This window comes from Tenacibaculum pelagium, assembly GCF_014062345.1.
GTDB classification, from domain to species: Bacteria; Bacteroidota; Bacteroidia; order Flavobacteriales; family Flavobacteriaceae; genus Polaribacter; species Polaribacter pelagius.
The window spans coordinates 59,654-77,261 of sequence record NZ_JACGLS010000002.1 but is presented as its reverse complement, the minus strand read 5'-3'; the positions used below and the strand labels follow the sequence as shown (position 1 = coordinate 77,261).

General features: G+C 31.2%; 17 protein-coding genes and 2 tRNA genes. 8 read left to right on the top strand and 11 right to left on the bottom strand.

Annotated features, from left to right (window positions below; genetic code table 11):
• The 3 genes from H3Z83_RS05350 to H3Z83_RS05340 all read right to left on the bottom strand — a co-directional run bounded on the left by H3Z83_RS05350 (nucleotide 1) and on the right by H3Z83_RS05340 (nucleotide 3,682).
• Nucleotides 1-894, bottom strand: a complete 894-nt coding sequence (locus tag H3Z83_RS05350) for a NifU family protein (protein WP_182124456.1) — start codon at nucleotides 892-894, stop codon at nucleotides 1-3.
• Between the two features lie 102 nt (nucleotides 895-996).
• Nucleotides 997-2,346, bottom strand: a complete 1,350-nt coding sequence (locus H3Z83_RS05345; RefSeq protein ID WP_182124455.1) for an OmpP1/FadL family transporter — start codon at nucleotides 2,344-2,346, stop codon at nucleotides 997-999.
• 46 nt (nucleotides 2,347-2,392) lie between these two features.
• Nucleotides 2,393-3,682, bottom strand: coding sequence for a hypothetical protein (locus H3Z83_RS05340; RefSeq protein ID WP_182124454.1), 1,290 nt, complete (start codon nucleotides 3,680-3,682; stop codon nucleotides 2,393-2,395).
• 145 nt (nucleotides 3,683-3,827) lie between these two features.
• Between H3Z83_RS05340 and proS the strand changes: the two genes are divergently transcribed.
• The 6 genes from proS (at nucleotide 3,828) to H3Z83_RS05310 (ending at nucleotide 6,833) form a co-directional block, all read left to right on the top strand.
• Nucleotides 3,828-5,306 (top strand): proline--tRNA ligase, encoded by a 1,479-nt coding sequence (gene proS / locus H3Z83_RS05335; RefSeq protein WP_182124453.1) that lies wholly within the window; start codon nucleotides 3,828-3,830, stop codon nucleotides 5,304-5,306.
• A gap of 50 nt (nucleotides 5,307-5,356) precedes the next feature.
• Entirely contained in the window at nucleotides 5,357-5,731 is a 375-nt protein-coding gene (locus H3Z83_RS05330; protein ID WP_182124452.1) for a DUF4345 domain-containing protein, read from the top strand.
• 77 nt (nucleotides 5,732-5,808) lie between these two features.
• Nucleotides 5,809-5,880, top strand: a tRNA-Glu gene (locus H3Z83_RS05325).
• Between the two features lie 126 nt (nucleotides 5,881-6,006).
• Nucleotides 6,007-6,078, top strand: a tRNA-Glu gene (locus H3Z83_RS05320).
• 34 nt (nucleotides 6,079-6,112) lie between these two features.
• On the top strand, nucleotides 6,113-6,364 hold the full coding sequence (gene rpsT, locus H3Z83_RS05315; RefSeq protein ID WP_182124451.1) for a 30S ribosomal protein S20: 252 nt from the start codon (nucleotides 6,113-6,115) through the stop codon (nucleotides 6,362-6,364).
• A 157-nt stretch (nucleotides 6,365-6,521) separates the two neighbouring features.
• The gene (locus H3Z83_RS05310; RefSeq protein WP_182124450.1) at nucleotides 6,522-6,833 is read left to right on the top strand and encodes a hypothetical protein; all 312 of its coding nucleotides are present in this window, start codon (nucleotides 6,522-6,524) and stop codon (nucleotides 6,831-6,833) included.
• Between the two features lie 4 nt (nucleotides 6,834-6,837).
• Here the strand turns inward: H3Z83_RS05310 and rodA are convergent, their stop codons facing one another.
• The 8 genes from rodA to H3Z83_RS05275 all read right to left on the bottom strand — a co-directional run bounded on the left by rodA (nucleotide 6,838) and on the right by H3Z83_RS05275 (nucleotide 14,773).
• Nucleotides 6,838-8,115 carry a rod shape-determining protein RodA gene (gene rodA, locus H3Z83_RS05305; RefSeq protein ID WP_182124449.1) on the bottom strand — a complete coding sequence of 426 codons (1,278 nt, stop codon included), beginning with the start codon at nucleotides 8,113-8,115 and terminating at the stop codon, nucleotides 6,838-6,840.
• Nucleotides 8,096-9,979: a penicillin-binding protein 2 gene (mrdA, locus tag H3Z83_RS05300; protein WP_182124448.1), complete on the bottom strand. Its 1,884-nt coding sequence runs from the start codon at nucleotides 9,977-9,979 to the stop codon at nucleotides 8,096-8,098. The genes rodA and mrdA overlap by 20 nt, the downstream gene beginning before the upstream one ends.
• 15 nt (nucleotides 9,980-9,994) lie before the next feature.
• Entirely contained in the window at nucleotides 9,995-10,501 is a 507-nt protein-coding gene (gene mreD / locus H3Z83_RS05295; protein ID WP_182124447.1) for a rod shape-determining protein MreD, read from the bottom strand.
• Complete coding sequence (gene mreC / locus H3Z83_RS05290; RefSeq protein ID WP_182124446.1) at nucleotides 10,494-11,321, bottom strand: rod shape-determining protein MreC; 828 nt, start codon at nucleotides 11,319-11,321, stop codon at nucleotides 10,494-10,496. The genes mreD and mreC overlap by 8 nt, the downstream gene beginning before the upstream one ends.
• Nucleotides 11,322-11,337: 16 nt before the next feature.
• The gene (locus H3Z83_RS05285) at nucleotides 11,338-12,366 is read right to left on the bottom strand and encodes a rod shape-determining protein (protein ID WP_182124445.1); all 1,029 of its coding nucleotides are present in this window, start codon (nucleotides 12,364-12,366) and stop codon (nucleotides 11,338-11,340) included.
• 80 nt (nucleotides 12,367-12,446) lie between these two features.
• A complete protein-coding gene (purH, locus tag H3Z83_RS05280; RefSeq protein ID WP_182124444.1) occupies nucleotides 12,447-13,973 on the bottom strand; it encodes a bifunctional phosphoribosylaminoimidazolecarboxamide formyltransferase/IMP cyclohydrolase in 1,527 nt (508 codons plus the stop codon).
• A 138-nt stretch (nucleotides 13,974-14,111) separates the two neighbouring features.
• Nucleotides 14,112-14,237, bottom strand: a complete 126-nt coding sequence (locus H3Z83_RS12970) for a hypothetical protein (RefSeq protein ID WP_262889548.1) — start codon at nucleotides 14,235-14,237, stop codon at nucleotides 14,112-14,114.
• A gap of 83 nt (nucleotides 14,238-14,320) precedes the next feature.
• Nucleotides 14,321-14,773: a GAF domain-containing protein gene (locus tag H3Z83_RS05275; protein WP_182124443.1), complete on the bottom strand. Its 453-nt coding sequence runs from the start codon at nucleotides 14,771-14,773 to the stop codon at nucleotides 14,321-14,323.
• Between the two features lie 108 nt (nucleotides 14,774-14,881).
• Between H3Z83_RS05275 and H3Z83_RS05270 the strand changes: the two genes are divergently transcribed.
• Together H3Z83_RS05270 and H3Z83_RS05265 are read left to right on the top strand one after the other, a co-directional pair.
• Nucleotides 14,882-15,295, top strand: a complete 414-nt coding sequence (locus H3Z83_RS05270) for an HYC_CC_PP family protein (protein WP_182124442.1) — start codon at nucleotides 14,882-14,884, stop codon at nucleotides 15,293-15,295.
• A 56-nt stretch (nucleotides 15,296-15,351) separates the two neighbouring features.
• The gene (locus H3Z83_RS05265) at nucleotides 15,352-17,607 is read left to right on the top strand and encodes a TonB-dependent receptor (RefSeq protein WP_182124441.1); all 2,256 of its coding nucleotides are present in this window, start codon (nucleotides 15,352-15,354) and stop codon (nucleotides 17,605-17,607) included.
• The last annotated feature ends 1 nt before the right edge of the window (nucleotide 17,608 follow it).

The window sequence follows — 17,608 nt, the reverse complement described above, 5'->3', positions numbered from 1 at the left end:
TTATCCGTTAATAGCAACTACTTCGTTAATTTGATTAGGAAGCATTTCTTTTAACATGGTTTCGATACCGTTTTTTAAAGTTACTGTTGATGATGGACATCCGCTACAAGCTCCTTGTAAAATTACTCGAACTTGTTTAGAGTTTTCGTCATAAGATTGAAAAGCAATATTTCCACCATCTGAAGCTACAGCAGGTTTAATATACTCATCTAAAATATCAACAATTTTAGCTTCGGTATCGGTTAAATCTTCTTTTGGAATTTCAACGTTTTGTTTTGTTTGTTGCTTTGGAAGCTCTTTAATAATCGTTTTTCCATCTTGAAGATAGCTTCTTATAAAAGTTCTTACTTCTTGATAAACTTCATTCCATTCAATCATATCATATTTCGTAATTGAAATATAATTTTCTGAAATAAAGATTTCTTTCACGAAAGCAAAACTGAATAATTGTTGCGCTAGAGGAGATGATTTACTTGCCTCTTCAATATTTTTAAATTCAACATCAGTTTGTGTTAAGGCTTTGTTGGTGCCGAACTTCATAACTGCTGGATTAGGAGTAACTTCGGCATATACTTCAACAGCGTCTTTCTTCGTTGTTTCTTCTTTAACAACAGAATTTCCTTCTTGTAAATACGCTTCAATTTGCTCACGTACTTCTTCTTCAACATCATCCCATTGTACAATATCGTATCGTTGAATCGCTATAAAATTAGCGGTAACTAATACTTTTTTTACAAAAGGAAGATAAAAAAGTTGTTGTGCTAAAGGTGAGTTTTTAGCTTCGTCTATATTGTTGAATTCATAACTACCACCATTAACTAAAATGCTATTACTAACAAATTTAATAATGGTTTCGTTATTAGTTTCTTGTATGTTTATTTTAATTGAGCTCATGTCTTGTAAAATGAAGTGCAAAATTACGGTAAAAAACTGAGATATGTATATATAAAAAGTCCTGCAAGAAGCAGGACTTTGATATTGTTTAACAGTTTAGAATTATAAGCTAAAGGTAAGGGTAGCCGAAACTCTTGAAGTGTTATTGTTAATATTTAAATCATCAGCGTTATATATGGTGTAAAATTGTTTGTTTTCGAATTTTGAATACGATAAATCAAATTTCATATTTCCGAAATTATAACCTAATCCAGCTGAGTACCCTTGTACATTGTCTTTATTGGTGTTTCCTCCTAATAAAAGGTTTGGGTCTTTTTCATAATGATACCCACCTCTAATACTCATTTTATCGAAACGCCATTCGGTACCGATGTTTAAAGCTTGTGTGTTTCTATAGTTATTGGCAAAATTTGCATTTTCTTGAGAAAAGTTACCATCTCTAAATTTAATGTTTTTATAATCTCTATAGGTGTAATCAACACTTATTAAGCCTTTTTTTCCGATAACATAAGCACCACTTGCAGTAATTCTACTAGGAGATTTAAATTTATACAAATATCCTTCTTCAATAATATCTCTGTCTTGAGGAATATTTAACGCGCTTACTTCTTTCATTAAAAGTTCATCGTAATAATCTTCTAAAACTTCTTGATACCATGTAGGTGTTTCATAAGCTAAACCTAATCGTAAGTTTTGATTAAACTTATATATAAAACCTAAACCAAGAGAAAACCCACTTCCTTGTATGCGGCTATCTTTAAATTCTTCAACATCTAATATATTTCCGGCAGCATCATCATTTACTTCGTTAAAAAGATATTCTCTACGAAATTCTAAATCATGAAAATTTAAAGAACCTCCAACAAATAATTTATTTTGATGTACTGCAGAAAAACCTAAATTGAAAACACTAGATTGCCCTCTAGTTCTACTTGAAATAAATTGATCTACACTTGCGTCAAATTCTCTTTTAGGAGTATTAGTGTCTCCAGCGTGTTCTGTATAAAATAATCTATTACTATTTCCTGTAGCAGTGTAAAATCCATCAAAATCTTTCTTTACTCTATAGTTAAAGCTTAAAGCAAATCGATTCCATTCAGAGTTATAAGCAGTATCGAAAGATAAAATAGCTCCAGCTTGTGAGATGTTAAAAAAATCATCTTGTGAGTTTGTTGTGTTTCCGTAGTAATTAGCTAAATATTCAGTGTTTCTATTGTTAAGCGTAATAGAAGCCATACTTTTTTTAGCTACAGCAGATCCTGCTGGGTTAATTCCGAAGGCAGATATGTCACCACCTAAGGCTCCGAATGCTCCACTCATGGCTTCAAAACGAGCGGTTCCAAAATTATCATCTTTTGAAAAAAGGATGCCTAAATCATTGTAGCCTAAAGATTGTGAAAAGGCAGTAAAAGTACTAGCGATAAGAATCGCGAAGGTTAAAATTCGTTTCATGTTTTCGTTAATTAGTTTAAAACTTATTTAGAAAAGTTGGTTTAAATTATCGTCTACTTCTTGAGCTTCTTCGGCTTGAAGAAGAACTAGAACTTCTGTTAGAACTACTTCTTGATGGAGCTGAATAACTACGAGAGCTTCTGCTTCTTGAAGAGCTTGAGTAGCTATTTGATCTACTAGATCTTGAGTTTTTGTTAGAGGCATAGTCTCTGCTACTTCTAGTTGGTTTTGAGTAACTACGTGTGTTTTTTTGAGTAGAATTTTTATAGCTTCTAGTACTGTTTCCTCTTGAGTTGTTAGAGACTCTGCTTCTTGTACTTCGTGAGCTATTTACAGATCTGTTACCATTAGAGTTGTAACCTCTAGAATTATTAGAAGCACGAGAACCTCTTGTGTTATAGTGACTACGAGTATTTCTTGTTCCTCTAGAACTTCTTATAGATCTACTCCCGTTGGAATTATAACCTCTCGTTGATCTTGTAGATCGAGTGTTTCTTCTATTGGAGTTGTATCCTCTTGTAGATCTTGTTCCTCTTGATGTACGAGAAGTAGCACTTCTATTACTTCTTCGATATACATTTGAAGATCTTCTTGATGTAGTGGTTGCTCTTCTGCCATTAGTATATCCTCTTCTCGAATTTGAAGCAGTACGATATCCTCTGTATGGATTAGCTCCTCTATAATATCTATTGTTGTAGAATCTATTTCTATAATATGGAGGGCAGTAAAAAGGATTATTGTAAAAACCGCCTAAGCCAATACCAACATATAATCCTGAATTCCAGTGGTAAGGATGCCAGTTAGGGTTGTATCCCCAGTTGTTCCATCTATTCCAACGCCATCTGTTCCAACGCCAATTATTATTCCATCCCCATGCTCCATCCCAATAAGGGTCGTAAAATCCATTATAGCCCCATCCCCAACGAGGATTAGTGTTAATGTTTATAACAACATCAGAATTTGTGTTGTATCCCCAAGGTTCGTTATCGTTATATGTAATTCTTGTTTCTGGTCTTTCTTCATCAATAATTTCTTCTTCTACATCAAAATCTTCAGAACTATAATTTTCAATATCTGTAAAGATGTCGGTTCCATTTAGTGTACCTAAACGTTCAACTTCTTTTCTAAAGTAATTCTCCTCGTGCTCTTTATGTTCTCTACTATTTTCAACAACAACTCTACGTTGAGGTTTTTGTATTTGTTCTTGATCATCGGCATAAATACCGTCATCACTACCAGCAACCGTTTGCATTGTTCCGCAGGAAACAAATGTTGCCACCATTAATAATGATAGAATATAAAATGGAAGTTTGGTGTTGGCGTAATGTAACTTCATGTCGTGTATTTTTAGGTTAAAGCAAATTTTTTAAAAATGCATTGCAAAAACTTATTTCTTTGTTGGGCTTGTTACCTTTTTAATGTAGTTTTGCACTTACAATTTACGCATAAAAAGTAACAAGTTTTGTGCCAAACTTTTGATTATGAGCAAACACTTAACAAAAAGAGCCGAAGATTATTCGAAATGGTATAACGAATTAGTTGTAAAAGCTGATTTAGCTGAGAACTCAGCAGTTAGAGGATGTATGGTTATAAAGCCTTACGGATTCGCTATTTGGGAAAAAATGCAAGCAGAATTAGATAGAATGTTTAAAGAAACAGGACATGAAAATGCATATTTTCCGCTATTTGTACCTAAAAGTTTGTTTGAAGCTGAAGAGAAGAATGCAGAGGGTTTTGCTAAAGAATGTGCGGTTGTTACACACTATCGTTTACAAAATGATCCTGATAATGAAGGGAAATTAAGAGTTGATCCGGAGGCTAAATTAGAAGAAGAGTTAGTGGTTCGTCCAACGTCTGAAGCTATTATTTGGAATACATATAAAGGATGGATTCAATCATATAGAGATTTACCGTTGTTAATTAATCAATGGGCAAATGTTGTTCGTTGGGAAATGCGTACGCGTTTGTTTTTACGTACTGCTGAATTTTTATGGCAAGAAGGTCATACTGCACATGCTACAAAAGCGGAAGCAATTGCAGAATCGAAACAAATGCAAGAGGTGTATGCTACGTTTGCAGAAAACTTTATGGCAATGCCAGTGGTAAAAGGAGCAAAATCAGAGAGCGAACGTTTTGCAGGAGCTGATGATACTTTAACTATTGAAGCATTAATGCAAGATGGTAAAGCATTGCAGGCAGGTACTTCTCACTTCTTAGGTCAGAACTTTGCAAAGGCATTTGATGTAAAGTATACATCTAAAGAAGGTAAGCAAGAACATGTTTGGGCTACTTCTTGGGGAGTGTCTACTCGTTTAATTGGTGGATTAATTATGACACATTCAGATGATGCAGGATTAGTATTGCCTCCAAAATTAGCGCCTATTCAAGTAGTAATTGTACCTATATATAAAGGAGAAGAGCAATTAGAGGCAATTTCTGAAAAAGTATCCGTTTTTGTAAAGGAGTTAAGAGCGAGAGGAATTTCAGTTAAATTTGATAATAGAGATACTTTCCGCCCTGGAGCTAAATTTGCAGAATACGAGCTAAAAGGAGTCCCTGTAAGAATAGCAATGGGTAAACGAGATCTAGAAAACGGAACAGTTGAGGTAGCACGTCGTGATACTTTCGAAAAGCAAACTGTTGCTCAAGGTAATGTTGTTGATGTTGTTGCTAGTCTATTAGAAGAAATTCAAGAGAACTTATTTACAAAAGCACTAGATTATAGAAATAATCATATTACTGAAGTTGATACGTTTGATGAGTTTAAAGATGTGATAAAAAACAAAGGAGGATTTGTTTCTGCACATTGGGACGGAACGATAGAAACTGAAGATAAAATTAAAGAAGTAACAAAAGCAACTATTAGATGTATTCCTAATGATGCTAAAGAGGAAGAAGGAGTTTGTGTTTTTACAGGAAAACCTTCATCGAAAAGAGTGCTTTTTGCGAAAGCATATTAATAACTATTTCAAAATCCTGCTTTTTGCAGGATTTTTTATTTGTAAAAAGTATGAGAAAGTTTCATTTATTAACTTCTGCTATGCTAATTATTATAGTAGCTTTACTATATGGCGGAAACCCAAATAGAGTTTTACCATTAGTTTTTGATTTTAAAGTAGAGAGTTTAGAGCTAAAGAATATTTTTCGAGCTATAATGGGACTGTATTTAGGATTTGCTTTTTTCTGGGCTCTTGGCGCTGCAAATAACACTTATTGGAAAGCTGCTACATTGTCTAATATAATCTTTATGGGAGGATTAGCACTTGGAAGGCTTCTTAGTTTTGTTTTAGATGGTATATCATATCAATATGTTCCTGGAGTGATTTTAGAAGTGATTTTTATGATTTTAGGAATTTATAATCTAAAGAAAACAGAGGTTGGTTAAAAAAAATAAAAAAAGCTTTGTTCAAATAAAAAACAGTTTTTATATTTGCACCCGCAATCACGAAAAATGATTGTTTTGGTCCGTTCGTCTAGGGGTTAGGACGCCAGGTTTTCATCCTGGTAACACGGGTTCGATTCCCGTACGGACTACTAGGTTTAATCAGCTTTAATGTGATGTTAAAGACCTTTTATCAAATTGATAATTAAAAGATTAAAAATTATTGCAAATATTAAAAAGTATTGTATATTTGCACCCGCAATCAGAACGATTGTTTTGGTCCGTTCGTCTAGGGGTTAGGACGCCAGGTTTTCATCCTGGTAACACGGGTTCGATTCCCGTACGGACTACAAAGTTTTTATAAACAATTAAGAATTTAGCACAATGGCAAATCATAAGTCAGCAATTAAAAGAATTAGAAGTAACGAAGCAAAGCGCTTAAGAAATAAATATCAGCACAAAACTACACGTAATGCTGTTAGAAAATTAAGAGCTACTGAAGATAAGAAGGAAGCGGAAGGAATGTTTTCGTCAGTTGTATCTATGTTAGATAAATTAGCAAAGAACAACATTATTCATAAGAATAAAGCAGCAAATTTAAAGTCTAAATTGGCTAAACACGTTGCAGCTTTATAAGAGTTTTAAGGTTAGTTAATAGTTAAAAGCGTTTCGATTTTCGAAACGCTTTTTTTTGCCTAAAACTATAAAAATATGTTAAATACTTATTTCGAAAGAAAGTTAAAAGAATTTAGTGCGTACTAAATCTCATATATAATTTTTTAAAAGAAATAACATGAAAAGTATATTGATTTTTGTTTTTGCAGTTTTTAACACTTTAAATTTGATTGCTCAAGTAGAAGTTTGCGAATCGAAAGAAAACCATATAGTTGATGTAAATAGTATAGATAAATGTGTTATTACACGTGATAATATTTCAAAAAAAGAGGTAAGAACTCTTAGTGAGAATTTGGTTTTGAGAAAAAGATTTAATAATGAAAAAAAACTAACTAATAAAAATAAAATATCTAAAGAGTTAATAGATAAATTAATATTAAAAGAAAAGATTAATTTAACAGAGAGTAAAGAGGTTGAGTTGAGTAACTAAATACTTACCAATCATATTTTTTATGTGCGTCTAGCCTAATAAAAATAAAAAGTAAGATGGTAAATCCCCATAAAGACGACCCTCCATAGCTAAAGAAAGGTAGTGGAATTCCGATAGTAGGTAACAATCCAATAACCATTCCTATATTTACAATAACATGGAAGAATATAATTGATGCAATACCGTAACCGTATATTCTACCAAATTTATTAGTATGGGTTTCAGCTAAATAAATAATACGATAGAGTAGTAGTATAAATAGAATAATTACCAAAGAACTTCCAGCAAACCCCCATTCTTCACCTACTGTACTATAAATGTAATCCGTTTCCTGTTCAGGAACAAATTTACCTTGAGTTCTATCTCCTTGTAAAAAGCCTTTACCTAAAAAACCACCAGAACTAATTGTTAGCTCAGATTGATATGTGTTATATCCTTTATTTTTAAGATCTGTTGTTTTTCCTAAAAGAATATCAAACCTGTCTTTTTGATGCGGTTCTAAGATGTTATCATAGGTGTAGCCTATACCAAAAACAAAAACACTTGTAAATAAATAGAGACTTATTATTTTTATAGCATTAAATCGGATAAAACGCTTGTTTTTATAGTATCCATATAAGATGCCTAAGGTTAATATAGATAAACATATTATGAGAATCCACTTGGCACCAAAATAAATAGTAAGTAAAAATAATACTATTGAAATTACACCGAATAGAATATAAGCTAATGTTAAACCTTCTCTGTTTAATACAAAAAAGAAAGCAAAGTAAATTAATACAGATCCCATATCTGGTTGTAATGTAATAAAAAAAGCAGGGAGAAATATTACAATAAAAGCTTTTATCTGATTTTTGAAAAGCTTTAAATTGTATTGTCGATCACTCATTAACTTTGCTAGAGCAAGCGCAGTAAATGCTTTTGAAAACTCGGAAGGTTGTAATCCAATTCCTCCAAAGTTGTACCAAGAAGTAGCTCCGTTTATTTTTTTTCCTAAAACTAAAACTCCAGCTAATAAAACTAAAGAAAGAATATAAAAGACACTAGAAAATTGCTCGTAAAACTTTGAATTAAAAAAGAGGATTAATATAATTACCGGAACACTTAATCCGATAAAAATAAGTTGCTTACCATATTGAGAAGAAAAAGTGAAAACCTCTCTAGATTCATCAGTTGATGATGCAGCGTATATGTTAAGCCAGCCAAATCCAACTAAGATTATATATAGTAGAACTAGTAGCCAATCGATACCAGCAAAAATATTATTTCGTTCCTGTCTCAAGTGTGTCTTTTTTCTGAATTAATTTATCATATTCCTTTTGAAGACTAAGATTAATCATTCTTTCTTCGATATGTTTTCTTTTGGTCTTTCCAGTTAAATATTTTTCAATCATTAAACTTGTAATTGGAGCCGCTATTGTGGATCCATACCCTCCGTTCTCAACAAAAATAGCCATTGCTATTTTAGGGTCTTCTTTGGGAGCAAAAGCAATAAAAATAGAATGATCTTCTAGTTGTTTTTTTACACCATCTACACGAATAAAGTTTTCTACAGTTCCTGTTTTTCCGCACATGTCAATATCCTTCATTTGGAACCATTTTGCAGTACCAGTTTTAAAAACTTCGTGCATGGCATCTATAGCAACAGAGAAATGCTTAGGGTTTATAGTAGTGTTCCTTTTTGTAGTATAAGTAGAGTCGCTAATTGGTTTATGATCTATTTCTTTTATAATATGTGGAGTGTAAAAATACCCTCTGTTAGCAATAGCTGCTGTCATATTCGCTAACTGAATTGGTGTGGTTTCTACCTCTCCTTGTCCAATTGCATTTGATATTGTATGTGTGGCACCCCAACGAAACTTTGGGTAGACCTTATTATAATATTCTCCGTTAGGGATCCTTCCTTTTTGACCTTCAGGTAAATCATAACCTAAGTAATTTCCTAATCCAAAACTCTTTGCGTGTTCACTCCACTTATTGGCGCCAATAGTGCTATTCTCATATTTGTCAATTATTTTTCTATAGGTAGTTGCAAAATAACTATTACATGATTTAGATATGGCAGTTTTTAAACGTATCGGTCTCCCAACAATATCGCAGTGGCAACCCATAAAAGCACTTTTTCGATTACCGTATCGATATCCTCGATAACATTTAACTCCAAAATTTTCGTCAATAACGTTTTCTTCTAATCCAATTAAGCCATTAATGATTTTAAAAGGTGATCCTGGTGCATACTGTGCTTTTAAAGCTCTATCAAAAGTAGGTTTCGTTATATTATCTTCAAATAATTTTACTGAATTTGGTGATCGCTTCCTTCCAACTAATAAATTAGGATCGTAACTAGGAGCAGTAACAAGAGCTAAAATTTCACCAGTTTTTGGTTCTAAAGCAACAATACCTCCTCTTTTTCCCCTCATTAACAACTCTCCATATTGTTGTAGTTCTGTGTCAATCGTTAATGTTAAATCCTGACCAGCTACAGCTAAAGTATCGTATTCTCCGTTTTTAAAAGATCCAGTTATTTTATTTAAATTATTTCTTTTAAAAATCTTTTTTCCTTTAATTCCTCTAAGAGCATTTTCATATTGTTTTTCTACACCAAGTTTCCCAATAAGTTCACCTTGTTCATAATAATCATTGGTTTTTGCCTTTTGTTCGTTTACTTCGGCAATAAACCCAACAACATTTGCAGCAGATTTAATGGGGTAGTTTCTAATAATACGTTTTTGAATATAAAAACCTTTGTATTTGGGCAGCTTTTCTTGCAGGTAAGCAAAATCTTCTTTTGCTAATTGTTTTAAGAATTTTGAAGGGAGCCATCTAGCATATTTTTCAGCTTTTTTAAAACGTTTTTTTAAATCTTCTTTTGTAATTTTTAAAAGATTGCAAAATTCAAGAGTGTCAAGAGGTTCAACCTCTTTCGGTATTATCATTACATCGTAAGATAGCTGATTGGCAACCAGAAGCTTTCCATTTCGGTCGTATATATAGCCTCTTTCAGGATAATCATATTCGATTTTAACAGTAGATCCTTGAATAGGGTTTTGATTTCCGCCACGTATAATTTGTAGTTGAAATAATCTACCGATATAGATTATTCCGACTAGTGAAATTAGAAAAATAAGAAGGAAACTTCTTTTCATTTACTGCTTTTATTTTTATGTGAGTTTTTTCTTAAATATAAAACTACCTAAAAAATATAATACTAACGTAAATGCACTAGAAAAAAGTGTGTTAACAACCACATTAGATAAATTATAAAAGCTGAAATTAATTAAACTGAATAAAATAAAATGATGAATGATTGTTAAAATAGCAGTATAATTAAAAACTTTATCAAAAGTTTCTTGTCTTAAGTTAAAAAGTAAATAGTCCGAGGGAGTTTTTTTGAAAATTGTTCGAATAAAAAATAACCGGATATAAGCTATAAATAATATAGCAAAAGCATGTACACCTCCTGAGTTAGAAAATGCATCAACGAATAAACCTAATAGGAAAGCTAAACTTAAAAAAGGAAACTGATTAGTGTTTAATGGATATAAAAAAACAAAAGTGATATATAAATAAGGGTTTACATATCCTAAAAACAAAACGTTGTTAAGTATTAGTACTTGCAAGAGCAAGAAAAAAACAAATAAAAAGATGATATAAACTGTTCTATTCATTTTTGTTTTCTACTGTTTTTATTTCTTTTTTATTAAGATTTGTAATAATGTAGATATGTCCAAGATTAGCCATATCATTGAATAATTTAATATTAATTGTGTTTGTAGCCGATAATTTTTCTGGAATGTCAGCAACGGTTCCTATTGGAATTCCTTTTGGGAATATTGTTGATCTACCTCCAGTAATTATAGTGTCTCCAATTTTAAAATTTGCTTGACGAGGAATATCTGTTAGCTGAGTGATGTTGTAGTCTTTTCCATTCCAAATTAAAGTCCCAAAATAATTACTGTTTTTAAAACTGGCGTTTATTTTACTATTTGAATTTAAAATTGACTGCACTCTTGAAAACTTAGGGCCAACATTGTCAGTAATACCAATAACACCTTTGTTATTAATTACAGCCATTTCAGTTGAAACACCGTTTTTAGCACCTCTGTTAATGGTAATAAAGTTATCAGACTTGTGATAAATATTATTAATTACCTTTCCATTAATGTACTTGTATTGTTGATTGTGATTTAAAGAATCACTGATTTTAGTAATACTTATACTATCAATCATTAAATACAATTGGTCTAACTTATTTTTAAGACTAGTATTTTCTTCTGAAAGATTTTTATTTCTTTCTTTTAGATTTAAATATTCAGTAAGTTCAGAAGATTTTTCATAAAGCCCTCCAGTAATATAATTTGTAGAACTGATGAATTTGCTTTTATGAAAAGAATGATTGTTAATGATTAATGCAACAGCTATAATCTCTAGAAATAGAAAAAATAAAAAATATTTATTCTTTTGAAAGAAATAAAAAAGCTGTTGCATAAATAATCATTAAAATTTATTTGATTAATACTGATTTGTATTTTTCAAGATTTTTTAATGCAATACCAGTTCCTCGAACTACAGCACGTAAAGGATCTTCTGCAACATAAACAGGTAAATCAGTTTTTCTAGATAAACGTTTATCAAGGCCTCTAAGCATAGATCCACCTCCAGCTAAATAAATACCTGTATTATAAATATCAGCAGCTAATTCTGGTGGAGTTTTAGATAGAGTTTCCATTACAGCATCTTCGATACGTAAAATAGATTTATCTAAAGCTTTTGCAATTTCACGATAAGAAACTTGTACTTGTTTTGGTTTTCCACTTAAAAGATCACGTCCTTGAACCATCATGTCCTCTGGCGGAGTATCTAAATCTTCGGTAGCAGAACCTATTTGTATTTTTATTTTTTCGGCAGTAGTTTCACCAACATGTAAATTGTGTTGGGTACGCATGTAATACATAATGTCGCTTGTAAATAAATCACCCGCAACTTTTACAGATTGATCACAAACAATACCAGCAAGTGCAATAACTGCAATCTCAGTAGTACCTCCACCTATATCAATAATCATGTTTCCTTTTGGCTCCATAATATCAACACCAACACCAATAGCTGCAGCCATTGGTTCGTAAATTAAATAGATTTCTTTGGCGTTCATATGACGGCCTGAATCAATAACAGCACGTTTTTCAACTTCTGTAATTCCTGAAGGAATACAAATTACCATTCGTAATGAAGGTGGGAAAAGCTTTTTCTTTATTGCAGGAATTTGTTTAACAAACTCTTTAATCATTTCTTCAGAAGCTTGAAAATCTGCAATAACTCCATCTTTTAATGGACGAATAGTTTTAATATTCTCATGAGTTTTTCCTTGCATTCTGTTTGCTTCATGACCAGTAGCAATAATTTTTCCAGTCAATCGGTTACGTGCAACGATAGAGGGGTTGTCTATAACAACTTTACCATTGTGTATAATTAATGTATTCGCAGTACCTAAATCTACCGCGATGTCTTCAGTCATAAAGTCGAAAAAACCCATATGATATTGTTATTTCTTTAATTTAAGAGGATTATTACAAATCTAACTAAAAATATGTAATGTTTCTACAACTAAAATTATTAATGTTTAAAATGTCTAGTTCCTGTAAAAACCATTGAAACATCATGGTCATTACAATAATCAATACTTAATTGATCTTTAATAGAACCACCTGGTTGAATTACACTTTTTACCCCAGCATTATTTGCAATTTCTACACAATCTGGAAACGGAAAAAATGCATCACTCGCCATAACAGCTCCGTTTAAATCAAAATTAAAACTATTTGCTTTGTCGATTGCTTGTTTTAAAGCATCAACTCTACTTGTTTGTCCTGTTCCACCAGCTAATAATTGCTTGTTTTTTACTAAGATAATAGTATTAGATTTTGTGTTTTTACACAACTTAGAAGCAAATAATAAATCATCTAACTCACTTTCGTTAGGTTTATTGTTTGTTGGGTATGAAAGGTCTTCTAATTTATCAGTAATATAATCTTTATCTTGAATTAATAAACCGTTTAAAGCTGTACGAACAGTTTGCTTAGGTAATTCTACTTCTTTTTGAATTAATAAAACTCTGTTTTTCTTTCCTTTTAAAACCTCTAAAGCATCATCATCATAAGAAGGGGCAATTACAACTTCACAGAATAGTTTATGGATTTCTTCTGCAGTGGCTTTGTCTATTTTTGTGTTTGAAATTAAAATCCCACCAAAAGCAGAAACTGGGTCACCAGCTAAAGCATCTACATAAGCTTGATGAATTGTTTCTCTTTGAGCAAATCCACAAGCGTTGTTGTGTTTTAAAATAGCAAACGTTGGAGTTTCTCCTTTAAACTCATTCATTAAGTTTACAGCAGCATCAACATCTAATAAATTATTATAGCTTAATTCTTTACCATGTAATTTATCAAACATAGCATCTAAATCACCAAAGAAATACCCTTTTTGATGCGGATTTTCTCCATATCTTAAAGTCTTAGAAGTTGTTTCACTTGCTTTATAGGCAACTTCGTCTTCGTTAAAGTAATTAAAAATAGCTGTATCGTAATGAGAAGAAATATTGAAAGCCTTTGCAGCAAACTTTTTTCTATCACTGATAGATGTACTTCCGTTATTTTCAGAAATTAAATTTAAAAAGGCTTCGTATTGATCCATAGAAGAGACAATCACAGTATCTTTAAAATTTTTAGCAGCAGCACGAATTAAAGAAATTCCTCCGATATCAATCTTCTCTATAATATCTTGTTCTGGTGCATTTGAAGCTACTGTTTTTTCAAAAGGGTATAAATCTACAATTACTACATCTAATTGCGGAATGTTATATTCTTGCATTTCAGCAATATCACCTTCATGATTTTGTCTGTTTAAAATTCCTCCGAAAACTTTAGGATGTAAAGTTTTTACTCGACCCCCTAATATTGAAGGGTAAGAAGTAATATCTTCTACAGGTACTACATCGATACCTAAATCTTTAATAAATTTTTCTGTTCCTCCTGTAGAGTAAATAGTAACTCCAAGCTCGTTCAGTTTTTTTACAACTGGTTCTAAACCGTCTTTATGAAAGACCGAAATCAGTGCAGATTTAATAGTTTTTTGATTGTTCATTGTTGTTGTGTTGTTAAGCTAGCAAAACTACTAAAACAGTAAAGGTTATACAATAAATTATTTTGGTTTATTATTAAATAAAAACACCACCAAAACTATATGTTTTTGGTGGTGTTTTGTTCAACAAAATATAAAATATTATTCCGCGTTTTCTAAGAAATCACGAAACCACATTGTAAATTTTTCGAAAAAAGATTGTTGAGAATTTGCACGTGCATTAGGATTGCCTAACGCAGCGTAAGTAGGGTATTCTTTGTTGCTCATAATATAGGGGAATTAAGCAAGGGTTAATAAATCTTTTCAAATTAAAGAAAAAAAATCCTAACAATCAAACGATTACAATAAAATTATATAAAATCAGCTACTTTTTTACAAGTGTACTCTAATAAAGCTTCGTCATCAGCTGTAAATGGGTTAACTGTATGAGAGTCAATATCTATTTGCCCGATATTTTCTTCGTTAACAAAAATTGGAATTACAATCTCTGATTTAACCTTCCATCCACAAGAAATATAATTGTCTTGTTCGCTAACATCTTGCACAACAAAATTCTTATTACTAACAGCTACTTGACCACAAATTCCTTTTCCGAAAGGAATGATTGTATGATCTGTTGGTTCACCGTTAAATTGTGCTAATTTTAATTCGTCTTTATCACCGTTTTTAAAGTAAAATCCTACCCAATCATAATATGAAATTTCAGAAGCTAAATAATCACATATTTGTTGAAGTTTTTCTTCTTTGGTAGAATTATTTTCTGCGATGTTATCTATGTTGTTTTTTAATGCTTGTAAGTTCATTTTAAAATGTTTATTACCTAGTTCGTAATTAAGGTTAAGAACTTACAAAAATAGATTTAACAATTGTTTTAAAAAATAGATTTTTGATTTTTTGTAACTTTGCAGCCAATGAAACAAGTAATTACTAAAATAGTATCATCAGTATTAGCATTTTTAGTGCTGTTTTCTACGTTTTCTTTTACGGTAGAGAAGCATTACTGCGGTGATTATTTAGTAGATGTTTCTTATTTAGGTAAAGCTGATACTTGTAATAGTGATGGTGGTGTAGATGAATGTGCTACTGTTACAAAGAAAAAGAAATGTTGTAAAGATGAAGTTCATCAAATTGATGGGCAAGATGAATTTCAAAAACATTCTTTAGATGATGTTAGTTTTGATGAGCTAAAAATAGTTTTAGCATTTTATAATGCTTATCAATTCGTTTTTCAAGATTTTGAAAAGCAAATCGAGTCACATCAATATTATTCTCCACCTGATCTAGTTCAAGATATTCAGGTACTTCACGAAGTTTTTATCATATGATTTTATAGTTCTTATTTAAAAATTAAGAATTGTAAAATTTAATATGATATAAAAAAATGAAAAATAATTTATTGGTCAGTATATTTATACTGATGTCATCCATGTCCTTTTCGCAAGAAACCTTTAAGGGAATGATTATGGATAAAAATAATCCCAAAGATAATTTAGGGGTTTACGGAGCAAGTGTTTATTGGTTGAATACAAATGTAGGTGTAACAACTAATGAAAAAGGATGGTTTACTATTCCTTATAAGTCAAATTATAAAAAACTAGTTGTTAGTTTTGTTGGATATAAAACAGATACAATAACAATTAATAACTTAAAACCGATTCATCATTTTATTACCGAGAGTAATACATTAAAAGAGGTTTCGGTAAATGCTAAAAAGAGCGCAACACAAAAATCGTATTTACAAGCTCAAAATTTAGTAACGATTAATAGTGAAGAATTATTAAAAGCAGCATGTTGTAATTTATCGGAAAGTTTTGAAACAAATCCATCTATTGATGTGAATTTTTCAGATGCTTTAACAGGTACAAAACAAATTCAAATGTTGGGTTTAACTAGTCCATATTTATTAATTACTCAAGAAAACATTCCGTCAATTAGAGGAGCCGCTCAAGCATTTGGTTTGACTTTTACACCTGGTACATGGGTAGAAAGTATTCAAATAACCAAAGGAGCTGGAAGTGTTATTAACGGATTTGAAAGTATTTCCGGACAAATAAATGCTGAATTAGTAAAACCTTCGAGAGATCATAAATTCTTTTTAAACGCTTATGGTGCTTTAGGAGGAAGGTTAGAGTTAAACACACATTTTAATCAAAAAGTGAGTGATAAATGGCAAACAGGTATTTATGTACATGGGAATCATAGAGGTGAAAAGTTTGATAAAAACAATGATGGTTTTTTAGATAATCCATTATCGAAACAAATAAATGTAATGAACCGTTGGCAATATACCGATGCCGAAAAAGGATGGGTTAGCTTTATTAATTTTCACTATTTAGATGACGATAAGCAAGTTGGTCAAATTGGTTTTAATCCAGATACTGATAAAGGTTCAACTACAATTTGGGGTAGTGAAATTAAAAGTAAAAGATTTGAAACTTCAGCAAAATTAGGGTACGTTTTTCCAGATTTACCTTTTCAAAGTATGGGATTACAAGCTGCTTATAGTAATCATAAACAAGATTCGTATTTTGGATTAAGAGAATATGATATTGAGCACCAAAGTTTTTACAGTAATTTCTTATTTAACTCTATTATTGGAGATACACGTCATAAATTTAAAACTGGTCTTAGTTTTACCTATGATAAATATGACGAAATGGTGAAAACGACTCCACAAGTAAATGATTATAATAGAAATGAAACATCCGTAGGAGCATTTTTTGAATATGCTTATGATAATTCAGATGATATAAGCGTAACTGCTGGTATTAGGGTTGATAATCATAATTTATTAGGAACTTTCTTAACACCTCGTTTACATGTAAGATATTCACCTTGGGAAAAAGGGGTGTTTAGAACATCTGTTGGTAGAGGAAAAAGAAGTGCTAATATATTTGCTGAGAATCAACAGTTATTTGCATCTTCTAGACAGATTAATATAGGTAATGCAAACGGTAAAATTTATGGATTAGATCCAGAAGTAGCATGGAATTATGGAGTGTCTTTTTTACAAGGATATAAGTTATTTGGTAGAAAAGGAGATGTTACTTTTGATTTTTACAGAACCAATTTTGATAATCAAGTAGTGGTGGATTGGGAAAATCCACAAGAAATTTCGTTTTATAATTTAGATGGAAAAAGTGTTGCTAATAGTTTTCAGGTTGAGTTAAATCAGAATATTATTCCTTTTTTTAATACTCGATTTTCATACAAGTATTACGATGTAAATACAGATTTTAAATCTGGAAATGCAGCAAAAGCACTTCAGGCGAAACATCGATTTTTTGCTAATGTTTCTTATGAAACTAGTAAACAAGAAAACGATGCACATTGGAAGTTTGATGTTACCTATAATTGGATTGGTAAACAACGATTACCAAATACAAGTCAAAACCCAATTCAATATCAATTATCAGAGTACTCAAACAGCTATAACTTATTAAATGCTCAAATAACAAAAGTCTTTTCTAAGAAATTTGAGATCTATGCTGGAGCAGAGAATATTACAAATTATAAACAGAAAAATCCTATATTGGCAAGTGATGATCCTTTTGGCTCAAGTTTTGATACGACGATAGTGTATGCGCCAATTTTTGGAAGTAATTTTTATACAGGATTAAGATTTAAAATAGATTAAA

What these genes read in the sequence shown, in the direction of transcription:
- mreD (WP_182124447.1), bottom strand. Translation starts at nt 10,501, where the DNA reads ATGAATAGAACAGTTTATATCATCTTTTTATTTGTTTTTTTCTTGCTC.
- H3Z83_RS05340 (WP_182124454.1), bottom strand. Translation starts at nt 3,682, where the DNA reads ATGAAGTTACATTACGCCAACACCAAACTTCCATTTTATATTCTATCA.
- mreC (WP_182124446.1), bottom strand. Translation starts at nt 11,321, where the DNA reads ATGCAACAGCTTTTTTATTTCTTTCAAAAGAATAAATATTTTTTATTT.
- H3Z83_RS05310 (WP_182124450.1), top strand. Translation starts at nt 6,522, where the DNA reads ATGAAAAGTATATTGATTTTTGTTTTTGCAGTTTTTAACACTTTAAAT.
- purH (WP_182124444.1), bottom strand. Translation starts at nt 13,973, where the DNA reads ATGAACAATCAAAAAACTATTAAATCTGCACTGATTTCGGTCTTTCAT.
- H3Z83_RS05270 (WP_182124442.1), top strand. Translation starts at nt 14,882, where the DNA reads ATGAAACAAGTAATTACTAAAATAGTATCATCAGTATTAGCATTTTTA.
- H3Z83_RS05350 (WP_182124456.1), bottom strand. Translation starts at nt 894, where the DNA reads ATGAGCTCAATTAAAATAAACATACAAGAAACTAATAACGAAACCATT.
- proS (WP_182124453.1), top strand. Translation starts at nt 3,828, where the DNA reads ATGAGCAAACACTTAACAAAAAGAGCCGAAGATTATTCGAAATGGTAT.
- H3Z83_RS05265 (WP_182124441.1), top strand. Translation starts at nt 15,352, where the DNA reads ATGAAAAATAATTTATTGGTCAGTATATTTATACTGATGTCATCCATG.
- H3Z83_RS12970 (WP_262889548.1), bottom strand. Translation starts at nt 14,237, where the DNA reads ATGAGCAACAAAGAATACCCTACTTACGCTGCGTTAGGCAATCCTAAT.
- rpsT (WP_182124451.1), top strand. Translation starts at nt 6,113, where the DNA reads ATGGCAAATCATAAGTCAGCAATTAAAAGAATTAGAAGTAACGAAGCA.
- H3Z83_RS05330 (WP_182124452.1), top strand. Translation starts at nt 5,357, where the DNA reads ATGAGAAAGTTTCATTTATTAACTTCTGCTATGCTAATTATTATAGTA.
- mrdA (WP_182124448.1), bottom strand. Translation starts at nt 9,979, where the DNA reads ATGAAAAGAAGTTTCCTTCTTATTTTTCTAATTTCACTAGTCGGAATA.
- H3Z83_RS05285 (WP_182124445.1), bottom strand. Translation starts at nt 12,366, where the DNA reads ATGGGTTTTTTCGACTTTATGACTGAAGACATCGCGGTAGATTTAGGT.
- H3Z83_RS05345 (WP_182124455.1), bottom strand. Translation starts at nt 2,346, where the DNA reads ATGAAACGAATTTTAACCTTCGCGATTCTTATCGCTAGTACTTTTACT.
- H3Z83_RS05275 (WP_182124443.1), bottom strand. Translation starts at nt 14,773, where the DNA reads ATGAACTTACAAGCATTAAAAAACAACATAGATAACATCGCAGAAAAT.